The sequence below is a fragment of the Leucobacter sp. NPDC015123 genome (assembly GCF_043080205.1).
In the GTDB taxonomy this organism is placed as follows: Bacteria; Actinomycetota; Actinomycetes; order Actinomycetales; family Microbacteriaceae; genus Leucobacter; species Leucobacter aridicollis_A.
Genome location: NZ_JBIBVH010000001.1, coordinates 96,162 through 110,597, shown reverse-complemented (window position 1 = coordinate 110,597; position 14,436 = coordinate 96,162). Strand labels below are relative to the sequence as shown.

Annotated in this window: 12 protein-coding genes; 6 read left to right on the top strand and 6 right to left on the bottom strand. The window is 64.2% G+C overall.

Going from position 1 to position 14,436, the window contains the following annotated elements; genetic code table 11:
* The first annotated feature begins 20 nt into the window (after nucleotides 1-20).
* From ACF07D_RS00505 to ACF07D_RS00490, 4 genes are all read left to right on the top strand, one after another.
* Nucleotides 21-1,412 (top strand): DUF2130 domain-containing protein, encoded by a 1,392-nt coding sequence (locus ACF07D_RS00505; protein WP_255809491.1) that lies wholly within the window; start codon nucleotides 21-23, stop codon nucleotides 1,410-1,412.
* 74 nt (nucleotides 1,413-1,486) lie between these two features.
* Nucleotides 1,487-4,057: a DEAD/DEAH box helicase gene (locus ACF07D_RS00500; RefSeq protein WP_391503502.1), complete on the top strand. Its 2,571-nt coding sequence runs from the start codon at nucleotides 1,487-1,489 to the stop codon at nucleotides 4,055-4,057.
* 329 nt (nucleotides 4,058-4,386) lie between these two features.
* Nucleotides 4,387-5,562: a Cmx/CmrA family chloramphenicol efflux MFS transporter gene (locus tag ACF07D_RS00495; protein WP_005882743.1), complete on the top strand. Its 1,176-nt coding sequence runs from the start codon at nucleotides 4,387-4,389 to the stop codon at nucleotides 5,560-5,562.
* Complete coding sequence (locus ACF07D_RS00490) at nucleotides 5,559-6,560, top strand: IS481 family transposase (protein WP_040347806.1); 1,002 nt, start codon at nucleotides 5,559-5,561, stop codon at nucleotides 6,558-6,560. Before ACF07D_RS00495 ends, ACF07D_RS00490 begins: the two co-directional genes overlap by 4 nt.
* Here the strand turns inward: ACF07D_RS00490 and ACF07D_RS00485 are convergent.
* Both ACF07D_RS00485 and ACF07D_RS00480 read right to left on the bottom strand, forming a co-directional pair.
* Complete coding sequence (locus ACF07D_RS00485) at nucleotides 6,557-7,711, bottom strand: CaiB/BaiF CoA transferase family protein (RefSeq protein ID WP_391503501.1); 1,155 nt, start codon at nucleotides 7,709-7,711, stop codon at nucleotides 6,557-6,559. The genes ACF07D_RS00490 and ACF07D_RS00485 overlap by 4 nt on opposite strands.
* 10 nt (nucleotides 7,712-7,721) lie before the next feature.
* Entirely contained in the window at nucleotides 7,722-8,888 is a 1,167-nt protein-coding gene (locus ACF07D_RS00480; protein ID WP_391503500.1) for an acyl-CoA dehydrogenase family protein, read from the bottom strand.
* Nucleotides 8,889-9,090: 202 nt separating this feature from the next.
* Between ACF07D_RS00480 and deoC the strand changes: the two genes are divergently transcribed.
* Both deoC and ACF07D_RS00470 read left to right on the top strand, forming a co-directional pair.
* Complete coding sequence (deoC, locus tag ACF07D_RS00475; RefSeq protein WP_119282967.1) at nucleotides 9,091-9,780, top strand: deoxyribose-phosphate aldolase; 690 nt, start codon at nucleotides 9,091-9,093, stop codon at nucleotides 9,778-9,780.
* Between the two features lie 21 nt (nucleotides 9,781-9,801).
* Nucleotides 9,802-10,305, top strand: coding sequence for a GNAT family N-acetyltransferase (locus ACF07D_RS00470; protein ID WP_391503499.1), 504 nt, complete (start codon nucleotides 9,802-9,804; stop codon nucleotides 10,303-10,305).
* A 79-nt stretch (nucleotides 10,306-10,384) separates the two neighbouring features.
* Here ACF07D_RS00470 and ACF07D_RS00465 read toward each other — a convergent pair whose 3' ends face one another.
* From ACF07D_RS00465 to ACF07D_RS00450, 4 genes are all read right to left on the bottom strand, one after another.
* A complete protein-coding gene (locus ACF07D_RS00465) occupies nucleotides 10,385-11,167 on the bottom strand; it encodes an IclR family transcriptional regulator (protein ID WP_391503498.1) in 783 nt (260 codons plus the stop codon).
* Nucleotides 11,168-11,359: 192 nt separating this feature from the next.
* Nucleotides 11,360-11,728 carry a GntR family transcriptional regulator gene (locus ACF07D_RS00460; RefSeq protein ID WP_391503497.1) on the bottom strand — a complete coding sequence of 123 codons (369 nt, stop codon included), beginning with the start codon at nucleotides 11,726-11,728 and terminating at the stop codon, nucleotides 11,360-11,362.
* A 69-nt stretch (nucleotides 11,729-11,797) separates the two neighbouring features.
* Nucleotides 11,798-13,225: an APC family permease gene (locus ACF07D_RS00455; RefSeq protein ID WP_162921157.1), complete on the bottom strand. Its 1,428-nt coding sequence runs from the start codon at nucleotides 13,223-13,225 to the stop codon at nucleotides 11,798-11,800.
* Between the two features lie 29 nt (nucleotides 13,226-13,254).
* On the bottom strand, nucleotides 13,255-14,367 hold the full coding sequence (locus ACF07D_RS00450) for an alcohol dehydrogenase catalytic domain-containing protein (protein WP_391503496.1): 1,113 nt from the start codon (nucleotides 14,365-14,367) through the stop codon (nucleotides 13,255-13,257).
* Nucleotides 14,368-14,436 lie beyond the last annotated feature (69 nt).

Below are 14,436 nucleotides of genomic sequence, written 5' to 3'. Positions count from 1 at the left end.
AGAGCTGCCGAGGAGATGAGATGCGCGAGATCAAATGCCCACACTGTGGCGAGGCGTTCACCGTCGACGAGGCAGGCTATGCAGACATTCTGAAGCAGGTCAGAGACGCAGAGTTCGAGCAGCAGCTGCACGACAGGCTGGAACTCGCAGAGCGCGAGAAGCTCAGCGCCCTCGAGCTTGCGCGAACGGCAGCCGAAAGCAAACTCCGTGAAGCGGCAGCAGAGAAGGATGCCGCCATTCAGGATCTGCGGGCGAAGCTCGAAGCGGGGGAGACCGCCAAGCGCCTCGCCGTCGCGGAGGCGCTCGGCGATGTCGAGAAGCAGCGCGACGCTCTCAAAACGCAGCTTGAGCAGTCGAAGCGCGACGCGGAGGCTGCCGTTGACCTCGCTACCGCGAAGCTCGAGGCGGCGCAGCAGCGCGCCGCGGCCGAGAAGGAGGCGGAGATCCAGGCTTTGCGCGCGAAGCTCGAGTCGGTCGAGGTCGCGCAGCGGCTCGCGATCACCGAGGCGGTGAGCGTTGTCGAGCGCGAGCGCGACGAGCTCAAGAACGGGCTCGAGCGCGCCGAGCTTTCGCAGCAGCTGTCGGAGCAGGCACTGAAAGATCGCTACGAGACTCAGCTGAAAGATCGCGACGAGGCGATCGAGCGGCTCCGCGACATGAAGGCTCGGCTGTCGACAAAGATGGTGGGTGAGACACTCGAGCAGCACTGCGAGACGACGTTTAACCAGATTCGCGCGACCGCATTTCCGAACGCCTACTTCGAAAAAGACAACGACGCGTCTGGCGGCACCAAGGGCGACTACATCTTCCGTGACCTCGATGACGGGGTTGAGATCGTCTCAATCATGTTTGAGATGAAGAACGAGAACGACACGACGCAGACCAAGCAGCGAAATGAAGACTTCCTGAAGAAGCTCGATGAAGACCGGCGTGCCAAAGGGTGCGAGTACGCCGTGCTTGTGTCGCTGCTTGAACCCGAGAGTGAACTGTACAACAGCGGCATCGTTGACGTGTCGCACAGGTTTGAGAAGATGTACGTCATCCGGCCACAGTTCTTCATTCCGATGATCACGCTGCTGCGGAACGCCTCCCTGGGTGCGCTGCAGTACAAGTCTGAGCTCGAGCTCGTGCGGTCTCAGAACATCGACATCACAAACTTCGAGAGCGAGCTTGAAACGTTCAAGGGTGCGTTCGCCAAGAACTTCGAGCTCGCCGAGCGCCAGTTCGGTGACGCGATCGATCGGATCGACAAGTCAATTGCCGAGATGCAGAAAGTGAAAGACTTGCTCATGCGCTCGGGAAACAACCTTCGGCTCGCGAACAACAAGGCGCAAGACGTGTCAATCAAAAAGCTCACCCGCGGCAACCCGACGATGCAACACAAGTTCGCTGAGCTTGATCCCGGTGAGTAGCCGAGCGGTCAGGCATCGTCAACGGCAGCGGGAGACGCCGCGCCCCCATCACAACCCGTCAGAGTTAGGACACCATGCACCTCGGAGAGATCCTCGACACCGAGCGCTTCGCTGAACCGGACGAGGTCTTCGCGATGTTCGAAGAGTGGGCATGGGAGGTGCGCGGGCTGCGCCTGTACCCGGCGCAGGAGGAAGCCATCCTCGGGATGACTCTCGGCTCGAACGTCGTCCTTGCCACGCCCACGGGAACAGGGAAGTCGCTCGTGGCGCTCGGCGCACACTTTGCTGCCCTCGCCGAGGGGCGGCGCACTGTCTACACCGCACCCATCAAGGCGCTCGTGAGCGAAAAGTTCTTCGAGCTCGTCGCCGTGTTTGGTGCCGACAGGGTCGGCATGATCACAGGCGACACTGCAATCAACTCAGATGCGCCGATCATCTGCTGCACGGCTGAGATCCTCGCGAACCTCGCGTTGCGTGACAAGACAGCGAATGGGATCACCCAGGTCGTCATGGACGAGTTCCATTTCTACGCTGAGCCTGATCGAGGCTGGGCGTGGCAGGTGCCGCTGCTGCTGATGGCGGACGCGCAGTTCCTCCTCATGTCGGCGACACTCGGTGACGTTACTGAACTCGCCGACGACCTGAGCCGGAGGACGGGCCGTGACACGGAACTCGTGACTGGCGTCGAACGGCCGGTACCGCTCGATTTCAGCTACGCCGTCGCCCCGACGCACGAGGTCATCGAGCAGCTCGTTGAGGATCGCCAGACACCCGCATACCTCGTGCATTTCAATCAGTCGCACGCAGTCGAGCAGGCGCAGGCTCTCGCAAGCATCAAACTCGTGGACCGCGCCGGGCGCGACGAGATCGCCGAGGCGATCGGGGCGTTCAGATTCTCGGCTGGCTTTGGTCAGTCACTCTCGCGGCTGGTTCGCTCGGGAATCGGCGTACACCACGCAGGTATGCTTCCGAAGTACCGCCGCCTCGTTGAGCAACTCGCGCAGCGCGGGCTCCTCAAAGTCATCTGCGGCACGGACACCCTCGGCGTAGGGATCAATGTGCCGATCCGCACCGTCGTCATTACCGCGCTCACGAAGTACGACGGCGAGAAGATGCGCCGCCTCTCGGCGCGGGAATTCCACCAGATCGCAGGTCGCGCGGGCCGTGCCGGTTTCGACACCGAGGGTGACGTCATTGCGCTCGCCCCGGAGTTTGAAGTCGAAAACGCTCGCGCTGCCGCGAAAGCGGCGGCGAAAGCGAGCGGCGGTAAGAAGGCAAAGCCGGCGAAGAAGAAGTCACCGCCGCAGGGGTTCGTTGCCTGGAACGAGCAAACGCTCGACAAGCTCGTGGCGGCGTCGCCTGAGCCGCTCGTGAGCCGCATGCGGATCACCCACTCAATGGTGCTCGGCGTCATTGGCCGCGGTGAGGATTTCGAGGGAGATGCGCTCGCGACCCTCCGCACCCTGGTATTCGACAGCCACGAGCCGCGTGCCGCGCAGTTCGCCCACGCGCGAACCGCGATCGAGATCTTCCGTACACTGGTGCGCGGCGGGATCGTCGAGACCTACGTCGACGGCTCAGGGCAGAGGCTTTTGCGCCTCACCGTCGAGCTGCAGTCGAACTTCGCGCTGAACCAGCCGCTGTCGCCATTCGCGCTCGCCGCGCTAGAGCTGCTCGACCCAGAATCGGAAAGCTACGCGCTCGATGCGATCTCAGTCATCGAAGCGACGCTCGAAGATCCGCGCGCGATCGTCCGCGCCCAGGAGCATCGCGCACGCGGCGAGGCGATCGGGGCGATGAAAGCCGAGGGCATCGAGTACGAGGAGCGCATGGAGCTGCTCGAGGAGATCACCCACCCGCAGCCGCTCGCCGACCTCCTCAGCGAAGCTTTCGAAGCGTATCTGAAGGAAGTGCCCTGGGCGCGCGACTACGAATTGCGGCCGAAATCGGTCGTGCGAGACATGATCGAGCGCGCCTTCGGGTTCCGCGACCTCGTGAACTACTACGGTCTGGGCCGGGCCGAGGGCGGTGTGCTCCGCTACCTGAGCGATGCGTACCGTGCGCTCGAGCGGACCGTGCCCGAGGCGGCGAAGACGGAGGAGCTCGACGAGATCATCGAGTGGCTCGGGGAGCTCGTCCGGCAAGTTGACTCGAGCTTGATCGACGAGTGGACCGAGCTGTCGAATCCGGATGTGGCTGCCGCGCTCGCCGCGGAGCGCGATTCGAACGAGACAGCACTCGTCGGGCCGCCACCGGCGCGCTCGCTCCTCGCAAACGAGCGAGCGTTCATGGTGATGGTGCGTAATGCCCTGTTTCGGCGAGTGCAGGCGGCGGCGTTCGAACAGTATGACGAGCTCGAGGCGCTCGACGCTTCCAATGGTTTCGCCGTGCAGAAATGGCGCGACGCCCTCGACGGATACTTCACCGAGTACGACGAGATCAGGGTCGACAGTGATGCCCGCGCCGCTGGCCTGCTCACGCTCGACAAGTCCCGGGCGGGTGCAGGGGAGTGGGAGTTCAGACAGGTGCTGCTCGATCCCGCGGGCGACCGGGACTGGGGTATTGAGGGCGAGATCGACCTCGCTGCTTCCGAGCTTGAGGGCGAACCCGTTGTGCACGTCACCCGCGTTGGGCCGACGGTCTGACGACGGCGGGGGAGAAGCTGGTGCCGCAGCTGCTGGGCGCAAGCTCCCCGGCGGAGAGCAGGGCCATCTGACGCTCTAGTTGTTGCTGGCCATGAGGTTGTTGACGTTTCTTGGGGGTAGCGGCACAGACGGGTAGACTGGGACGCATGTCGAGCCCTGAATCGGACACTCAGGGGCTTTCGGTCACGCCGTCAGCCCCTCACCTTCGCTGAGCCCTCAGCTCTCTGCTGCCCTGTGCTGTGTGCAGCACGACATTCGGGTGTCCTCTGGGCGCTGACCGTAGTGACGAGACGTTCTCTTGTTCGCACTCTCGCTTCGGAGCTACCTCGATGCCTTTCGCTCTCTATCTTCTTGCCCTGGTGGTCTTCGCCATGGGTACTTCCGAGTTCATGCTCGCCGGCCTCGTGCCCGACATTTCCACATACTTCGGCGTTCCCGTGGGGACAGCTGGTCTCCTGACATCGGCATTCGCCGCGGGCATGGTGATCGGCGCACCTGCGATGGCCGCCCTCACTCGTCGCCTCCCCGTGAAATCGACACTCTTGGGTTGCGTGACTGTATTCGCGGCGGCTCATGTCGTCGGGGCGCTGACGCCCGACTTCACTGTTCTGTTCATCACGCGCGTGATCGCCGCGATTGTCAACGCAGGCTTCTTGGCGGTCGCACTGGGCGCGGCGACGAAACTCGTGGCACCCAACGCCAAAGGTCGGGCCGTATCGATTCTGCTGGCGGGCACCACCGTCGCAACCGTCGCCGGCGTCCCCGCGGGTGCCGTACTTGGTACGGCCCTTGGCTGGCAGTCGACGTTCTGGGCGATCGCTCTCCTCTGCGTCCCCGCTGCGATCGGCATTGCCGCGGGCTTCACCACTCAAGCTGGCGACACGTCCGAGAAGGATTCGTCCTCGCTGCGGATGGAGTTGGCGCAGCTTGCCTCTCCGCGCCTCGTTCTGACGATGATGCTGGCTGCCCTGGTGAATGCCGGCACCTTCGCAACGCTGACCTTCCTTGCGCCGATCGTTACGGGAACCGCCGACCTGAGCCAGTGGTGGGTGTCGGTGGCGCTTGTGCTCTTCGGCGTCGGTTCCTTCATCGGCGTCACCGTTGCGGGACGGCTCGCTGACGCCCGACCTCGCGTCGTCATCATGGGCGGTGGAAGCGTCCTTGTACTCGGCTGGGTCGCCTTGGCGCTCTTCGCGACGAACCCCGTTGCCCTGCTCGGGCTCGTTTTCGCTCAGGGTGTGTTGGGGTTCGCTGTCGGCAGCACGCTGATTACGCGAGTGCTCTATGCGGCGGCGGGTGCACCCACCATGGCGGGTTCGTACGCGACCGCGGCACTCAACGTCGGCGCAGCAGTCGGTCCCATACTTGCCGCTGCCGCGCTCGGCGTGATACCCGGTGCGCTCGGGCCCGTTTGGGTGGCCGTCACCACGACCGCAGCGGCATTGCTGCTCACCATTCCCCTTCTCCGGCTGATCGCGCCCGCCGAGAGCGAAGTGGTCAAGTGACGCACGCTAACTCGCCCTTGACAGTCGAAGGCCGTCGCCGACTCATTGAGCGCTGCCGCTCTCGACCCCTCGCGCATGTCGCCGCAGAGATGGGCATCTCCCGCGCAACCGCATCGAAGTGGGTAACCCGGTACCGCAAGTTCGGTCAACTCGGCCTGCTTGACCGCTCATCTGCTCCAATCCGGCAGCCAAGCGCGACACCTGGCGAGACGCTAGCGCGAATCGAGGAACTACGGCGCGAGCACAAGTGGTCAGCATCCCGCATCACCTTCGAACTGCATGGAGATGGCGTTGCGATCAGTCGGCGCACCGTCACTCGGCACCTAGCCGAGCTCGGCCTGAACCGCCGTCGATTCATCGACCCAAACGGCGAGACGAACCGGCAAGTGCAGACGATCACGGCAAAGCATCCCGGGCACATGGTGCATCTCGACGTCAAGAAAGTCGGACGCATCCCCAACGGCGGTGGTTGGCGGGCTCATGGCAAAGGCAGCCCTGAGGCTCGTGCCGCCGCCCGAGCGAGAACCCGCGGGGCACGCGCCGGGTACGCCTACCTCCATTCCGCAATCGACGGGCACACCCGCCTGGCATACACTGAATCGCTCGAGAACGAACGGGCCACCACCGCCGTCTCGTTCCTGAACCGCGCCCGGGTGTGGTTCGCCGCTCACGGCATCACCCGGATCGAGCGAATCATCACCGACAATGGCGCTTGCTACCGCTCCGCGGCATTCGCCGCCGCTCTGAATGGCGCGGAGCACCGCCGTACGAAGCCCTACACGCCCAAGCACAACGGGAAAGTCGAACGCTACAACCGCATCCTCGCTGAAGAGTTCCTGTACGCAAGGACCTGGAACTCAGAAGACCAGCGCGAGAAAGCGCTGGAAACCTGGAACCTGCACTACAACTACCACCGGCCCCACGGTGTGCATGACGGGAAGCCGCCCGCATCCGCGACACCATTACGCGTCAACAACGTCCTGGCCTCATACATCTAGTCAGCCCTCCCCTCGACTGTCTCCTCGTCGAAGATTTCCTCGGTGTCCTGGCCAAGGAGCCGCGGTGGGGCAGCGACGCTGCCTGGGGTTCGCGACAGCTTGATCGGAATTCCGAGCGTCTTGCGTCCAGCAAGCTCAAGCACCATTGACCGCGCGCGAGCCTGTTCGTCGGTGAGCGCCTCGCTCACCGACTGCACGACCCCTGCCGGTATGCCACGCGCCCGGAGCTCTTCGTCCAACGCTCCGCGCGTGAGCGCAGCGATCAGCGGGGAGAGCACGGCCTTCAGATCCAGCCGGTTGCGGACCCGATCGCCGTTGGTGCGGAACCTCGGGTCAGTCGCAAGTGCTGGGACGCCAAGGAACTCGCAGAACCGATCGAACTGATCGTCGTTGCCGACTGCGATGAAGATCTGGCCGTCCAGCGCGTCGAAGCTGTCATACGGCTGAATAGTCGGGTGCGCCGAGCCACTACGTTTGGCCTCTGTGCCGTCTGCAAGCCACGAGGCTGAATGCGGGTGCAACAATGACAACGACGTGTCGAACAACGACAAGTCCACAAGCTGGCCAAGCCCGCTGTGACCACGCTCGTGCAGAGCAAACATGATGCCGTTTACCGCGTAGAAGCCCGTCACCATGTCTACCACAGGCACACCGACCTTGAGCGGTGGGCCGTCCGCCTCGCCGTTGACGCTCATCAGGCCGCCCAACGCTTGCGCAACGGCGTCGTATCCCGGCAGTCCTCCACGAGGACCCTCGGAGCCAAAGCCCGTAATCCTGCAGTGCACAAGTCGCGGCCAGCGGGTGCGAATCGTCTCATCCGAGAGCCCCCAGGACTCCAGCGTTCCGTGTCGAAAGTTCTCAACAAGCACGTCAGCGCTATCAAGGAGTGTGTGCAGGCGGCTCCTGCCTGAATCGCTTTTGAGATCGAGGCAGACATTTCGCTTGTTGCGGTTCAGGCCCTCGTAGTAGGCGCTTGATCCCTTACCAACGAACGGCGGACCCCAGCGGCGTGTATCGTCACCGGACCGGGCCTCAACTTTGATCACGTCCGCCCCATGATCGCCGAGGATCTGGGTGCACAGCGGCCCCGCGAGAACACGCGATAGATCGATCACACGAAGGCCTGCGAGCGACCCGAACTGATAGCCCATTGGGTGCCCCTCAGTACGACTTTGGAAGTCCGAGAACGTGAACTGCGACGTAGTTGAGCACCATCTCTTGGCTCACGGGGGCGAGACGGAGGATGCGCGATTCGCGGAAGTAGCGTTCGACGTTGTACTCCTTTGCATACCCCATCCCACCCAGGGTCTGCATTGCCGTGTCCGCGGCGGCGAAGCCGGCCTCCGCGCACAGCCATTTGGCCATGTTTGCCTGGCTGCCAACTGGCATTCCTGCGTCGTAGCGCCATGCGGCCTCCCGTGCCATCAGCCCGGCCGCATCCAGGTGTGTTTGGCACTTCGCGAGTGGGAAGGCAATGCCTTGATTCCTACCAATCGGCCTGTCGAACACGACGCGTTCTTTCGCGTACTTCACGGCTATCTCCATCGCGGCGCGTCCTATACCAAGGGCCTCATGTGCCAGGAGAATGCGCTCCGGGTTGAGCCCGTCGAGCAGATATTGAAACCCGAGCCCCTCCTCTCCGATGCGAGCTGCATCCGGAACGAAATAGTCGTCCAAGACGACCTCGTAGCTTGCTACCGCGTTTCGTCCAAGCTTCGGGATCGGGGTCAAGTCAATCTTTGTGGCGTCGATGTCGATCAAGAACAGTGTCATGCCGTCGGTCGGACGCGAGACATCCGTTCGCCGCTGAGTCCTTGTGATCAGCAACAGCTTCTCGGACTCGCCGGCCTTGGTGATCCACACTTTGCGACCCGTAATGCGGTAGCCGCCGGGGACCCTGGTTGCAAACGTGGAAATCTGAGTCGTGTCAGTGCCGGCTTCGGGCTCGGTCACCCCGAAGGCAACGTGGAGATCACCGCTAGCTGCACGCGGAAGAATGGTCTCTCGCTGCTCCTGAGAGCCGTGCTTGACTATGGTGTTGAGCCCGAAGATGGTGAGGTGCATGCTTGAGGCGCCGTTCATTCCTGCACCGGACGCAGCTACCTCTTCGAGGAGGAGCGCGGCTTCGGTGATCCCCATGCCTCCGCCGCCGTACTCCTCAGGGATTGCGATACCGAGCCAGCCCCCTTCTGCAAAGGCCGAGTAGAACTCCCACGGAAACTCCTGGGCCCCGTCCCTGTCTCGCCAATACTCGTGTGAGAAGCTGCGGGCTAACGTGCGGGCCCCGGACCTGATGTCTTCTTGGCTGCCGGATAGGGAAAAGTCCATATGCAATACACCGCCTCGTGTTGCGATCCGCTCATTCTCCGCATGCGAACCTAGTGCAGTTGTTATTCTGACCTACTCGTATCAAGATGTGCGGCAAATGTTACTTATGTCCAGGTGGACTGGGCTGGTTGGCCAGCTCGTGCCTGCTGCGAGATCGCCGGGTCAACTCGCGCCTGCGGCGGCCACTATCTAGACTCAAACTATGACTCACCAGGCTCTCACCCCTGAACACTTTCTCGCGAACGCTGACCACACGCTCCTCGCGCCCCCGACGACTGCAGCCGAGCTCGAGGTTTTCCTCGACGACGCAGCGGCGCTTGGCGTAAAGCGCGTCTGTGTCAGCCCCTCCTTGCTGCCAGTTGATAAGCGCGGCCTCGAGATCGTGACGGTTGTCGGGTTCCCGTCGGGAGTCCACAAGGCCGAGGTGAAAGCATTTGAGGCGGCCCAGGCAATCACTGACGGTGCAGACGAGGTCGACATGGTTGTGAACCCGGGGCTCGTGCACGCCGCCGACTGGGACGGCGTCGAAGCAGAGATTCGCGCGGTGCGCGATGCGAGCGTCGGCAAGATCCTGAAGGTCATCATCGAGAGCGCATCGCTTACAGACGATCAGATCGTTGGCTGCTGCAAAGCATCCGAGGCTGCGGGCGCCGACTTCGTGAAGACCTCCACCGGATTCAACGCGGCTGGCGGGGCGAGCGTTCACGCTGTGAAGCTCATGGCCGACACTGTCGACGGTCGGCTCGGGGTGAAGGCTTCGGGCGGAATCCGTGACGCTGAGACCGCGCGCGAGCTGTGGGCTGCCGGGGCGACGCGTTTCGGCGTCTCGGCGACAGGCGCAGTCGTTGCTGGCTGGAACTCGTCTGAGACGGCGACCGGGGCGGGCTACTAGCCACGCGACGGGGCGCGAGAAGTGACGGTAGAGATCCGTGAGCGTCGCGGGCCTGCAGTGGAGGCGCACGCCGAAATCGAGCATGCAGCCGACGAGCTATTCCGCGCGCACTTCGGCCTGCTCCCGTGGAACGAGGATGCGCCCGAGCATGCGCCGCACGGCTACGTCGAGCGCGTGTTCGACGCCGTTGACGGTGCGACGCTCGTCGGCTTCGCCAAGGTAATCGTCGCGGGAGAGTACCTCCACCTCGAACAGCTGTCAGTCTCGCCCGACCACGCCAGGCGCGGCATCGGCGGCAGGCTCGTCGATACTGTGCTGTCGGCTGCGTGGGCCGAGGGCTTTCAAGCGGTTTCGCTCCGCACGTTCGCGGAGGTCCCCTGGAATGCCCCGTTCTACGAGCGGCACGGGTTCCATGTCGTCGACGCCGTGGATACCGAGTTTCATGCGGGGCTCGCCGGCACTGAAGAGGGTCTCGGGCTCATGGAGCACGGCGCACGCGTGCATATGCTCGCGCAGCGGGCGTAGTAGGGCTGCTCCCAGAGGTCGGCTGGCTGTGGGCCGGCGCTGAGTCGTTGGTTGGGGTGCGCCCGCACCCGCCGCGAGGCTAGCGTCGCGCCCCGAGCAACTCCGAGATGTCGGCAGCAGCCGCGATGGCGCTCGGGCCGAATCGTTCGATCGAGTCGTCGGGGTGCGTGACGACGAGAGATGATATCGACAGGCTGTAGGCCGGTTCGCCGCGGTGGTTGAAGATTGGGGCCGAAACGCAGACTGTGCCGACCTCGTGCTCCTCAAGGTCGAGCGCGTAGCCGCGCTCAGCAATCTGTTCGAGGTCCTGCAGAAGCGCGTCGACCTCTGTCAGCGTTGAGTCGGTCTGTGCCGGCAGCCCGGTGCGCTCGGCGTAGCTGTGCACCTCTTCTTCTGTGCGGTGCGCGAGCAGCGCCTTGCCGAGTCCTGTGCTGTGCAGCCAGGCCGACCTGCCCGCACGTGAGTGCACCCGGTATGGGCGTTGGGACTCAGCGCCGAAGAGGTACGACACCTCCTCGGATGCGGCCTCGCCGATGTGTACTGTGCACTGGGTCGATGCTACGAGGTCGGCGATGATGGGTTCGGCGAGTGCGATGATGTCGAGCTCGGCGAGGGTACGCCCTGCGAGGAACGTGAAGCGTTTTCCCGCGCGGTAACCGTGCTCTGCATCGCCTGAGATGAAGCCCGAACCGATGAGCATTGCGAGGATGCGGTGCACCGTGGACTTGGGGAGCTCGGCAGCGTCGACGATGTCGGTAAACCTGGTGTTGAGTAAGGCTGCTTCGAGTACTGCGAGCGTTTTCTGGCTCGCCGTTTGCGGCCGCAGTAGGTACCCGTCATCGTGCTGGCTAGTGCCGTGCATCAACTCCCTTTCGCCAATCTTTCTAGCGTAGTACTCCGGGCTGACCGAATGGGAAGACAGGCTGAAAACGGAAATATTGCCGCACCAAATGTCGGGCGATGGGCTCGGCCAGCCGCTGCCTGGCCGAGGCGCCGGCCCGGGTTAGGCGGCCGAGACGCCTGCGCCGGCGAGTGGTGACCGCTGTGAGGATCGCTACACCGAGTTGAATGCGTCGCCGATGAGGGCGAGCGCTTGGGCCCGATCCACACCCAGTGCGGAGAGCTCCTGTGCGGCGCGGATGGCTATCTGGCGCGCGCTCGCCTCGACGGGGTCGTCGCCAAGGGCCACGAATGTGCCTGCCCGTCCACGGCCCTCGACGATTCCTGCCTCCTCGAGCGCCCTGTATGCGGAGGCGACTGTGTTCGCGGCGAGCCCGAGTTCGGCGGCGAGCCCGCGCACTGTCGGCAGCCGTGACCCCGGCGCGAGCTGGCCGTGTGTGACTGCGCTGACAACCGCGTCGTGCAGCTGTCTGAACGGGGGAGTCGCAGACGCCGGGTCGACCTCAAAGGCAAAGCTCGTCATGCAGGCAAGCATAGGGCCCCTGTCGCACCGAAGTGCGACAGGGGCCCGTGGCTGCAAGCAGCGGCGTGGTTAGCCGATGCCTGCCATCTCCTCGACGTGGGTCTTGCCGACGCGCTCGAGCACGGCGGGGCGCTTGGCCTTGATCCACCAGTAGCGCGAGAACGCGGCGAGCATCGTGATCACAAAGAGGTATGGAATCACGTTGAGCGGGAACGCCGGCACGGGGTAGACGTTCGCCACGAAGACGTAGGCCATTGCGAGCACCGCGACGGTCGCGGTGACCCAAATCATGCCGTTCTTCATGCCCTCGCGGGTCGTGTAGACGACGCCTGCGATCGCGACGAGCGAGTACGCGACCATGTAGCCGTAGGTGCCGTAGGTGTCGACCCAGACGGTGATATCCATGGGGTGCGTTCCGGCGAGCAGCAGGATGATGTCGAGCACGATCGCGGCGGGGCCTGCGATGAGCAGCACGCGGTGCGGGGTGAGGTGGGTCTCGTGGGTGCGGCCGAAGCGCTCGGGCACCATGCCCTCCTTGCCCATCACGTAGATGATGCGACCAACGACGTTGAGCGGCGCGACGACGACGGCGAAGAACGACGCGGCAACGCCGAACACAAGGATCGGGGTGAACCAGCCAGGCATGTTGACCTTCTCTGCGACCGCCTGGAGCGGGCTCGCGACCTCGCCAAGCTCATCGCCGAGCACTGCGATCTGCGTGTAGGCGGAGAACACGTAGAGCACGCCAACTGCGACCGCGCTCCACATGATTGCGCGGGGGATAGCCTTTTTGGGGTCCTTCGCCTCACGCCCGAGAGCGTCAGCGGAGGAGAATCCGACGAAGCCGAGGATACCGAGCACCATGCCTGCAGCGACGCCCTGGAACGGTACGCCCTCGAACGAGAACTGGGTCGGGTCCCACGCGGCGTCGCCGAGCACGATGAGTGCGGTCACGAGCAGTACGAGGATGATCGCAACCGACAACAGCTCGAGCACGAGCGAGATGCGCGCCGAGATGCGGATGCCGCGGATCGTGAAGAAGGTCGCGCCGCCGCCGATGACGACGGCGAGGGCGATGAGCCACGGCGTCGAGCCTGCTGACTCGAAGCCGAAGATCACAAGCAGGTCGGACATGTACGAGACGGCGCCGCCGAGCGAGCCTGCCGCGATACCCCATGAGCCGATGAGGAGCGCGACGCCAGCGGCGAACGCGCCGGCCGGGCCGAGGCCCTGCGCGACATAGGTGTAGAGCGAGCCCGCCGAAGCGTGACGCTTTGCGAACATGCTGATGATGTAGCCGACACACAGGATGACGATCGTGGCGAGCACGAAGGCGAACATTGTGCCGCTGCCAGCGCCGAGGAAGATTGACGCTGCGGTGAACGCGATGACCGCGCTCGGCGCGATGCTCGCGATGGCCTGGGCCGCGAGTTCGGGGCCAGACATGACCCCTTCGCGAAGGCCTGCGTCGGCCTTCTGGGTGGTGGACTGAGACATTCAACTCTCCTTTGAGAAGTCTTTTTGGGTTACGGGATGAGGAGCGTGCGGAGCACGCCGCCTGAAGCGAGGTCGTCGAGCGCGTCAGCTGCCTCGTCGAGCGAGCGGCGGCCCGAGATGAGCGGATCGAGCTTCAGCTGTCCGTCCATGTAGCGGTCCACAAGCGCGGGGATGTCGATTGACGGGCGCACCGAGCCGTAGTTCGATCCGAGGATGCGCTGGTCTGCTTCCGCGAGCACGAGCGGCTCGAACGAAGCCTTGGCGCCGGTGGGCGGCAGGCCAACGATCACAGCAGCACCGCCGAGGCCGAGCATCTGAATCGCCTGCTCGGTCGTGACAGTGCGGCCGATCGCGTCGAACGCGTAATCGACGCCGTCGGGGAGGAGCTCGAAGAGCTGCTCCACTGCGTTGCCCTCTGACGCGTCGATCCGGTCGGTCGCGCCGAACTGCATGGCCATGGCTGTCTTGTCTGCGACGACGTCGATCGCGATGATGCGTTCTGCGCCGGCGAGCGTGGCGCCCTGCACGACGTTGAGCCCGACGCCGCCGCAGCCGATCACGGCTACTGTCGATCCGGGCTCTACTGCAGCGGTGTTCATGACTGCGCCGACGCCGGTTGCGACCGCGCAGCCGACCACTGCGATCACGTCGAGGGGAGCGTCGTCGCGAACCTTGATTGCGCCGGAGGCTGGCACAACGACTTCCTCAGCGAACGACGAGACGCCGAGGTAGTGGTGCAGCGGCTCTGCCTCTCCCTCTTCGCCCTCGATGCTCAGGCGCGAGGTGCCGTCGAACAGTGATCCCTTCGCGTTGATGACCTGGGCGACCTTCTGGCAGCGCGCTTCGTGTCCCTGGAGGCAGTAGCGGCACTCGCCGCACGGCGGAACCCAGCTGAGCACGACGTGGTCGCCCACCGCGAGCGAGGTGACGCCCTCGCCGAGCTCGACGACGACGCCGGAACCCTCGTGGCCCATGACCATGGGCGCGGGGGCTTCCCACTCGCCGCGCTTCACGTGCAGGTCGGAGTGGCAGACTCCCGCCGCCGCGATCTTCACGCGGACCTCGCCTGCTTTCGGCGGTGCGAGTGTGACGTCGGCGACGGCGACGCGGGTGTTTGGCTCGCGAAAGACGACTGCTTTCATGTTGTTCCTCCTCCATTGGGGTGCGCGCTGAGAGGGCGCAAAAGTTCGTCGAAGAGATCGTAAGTACCC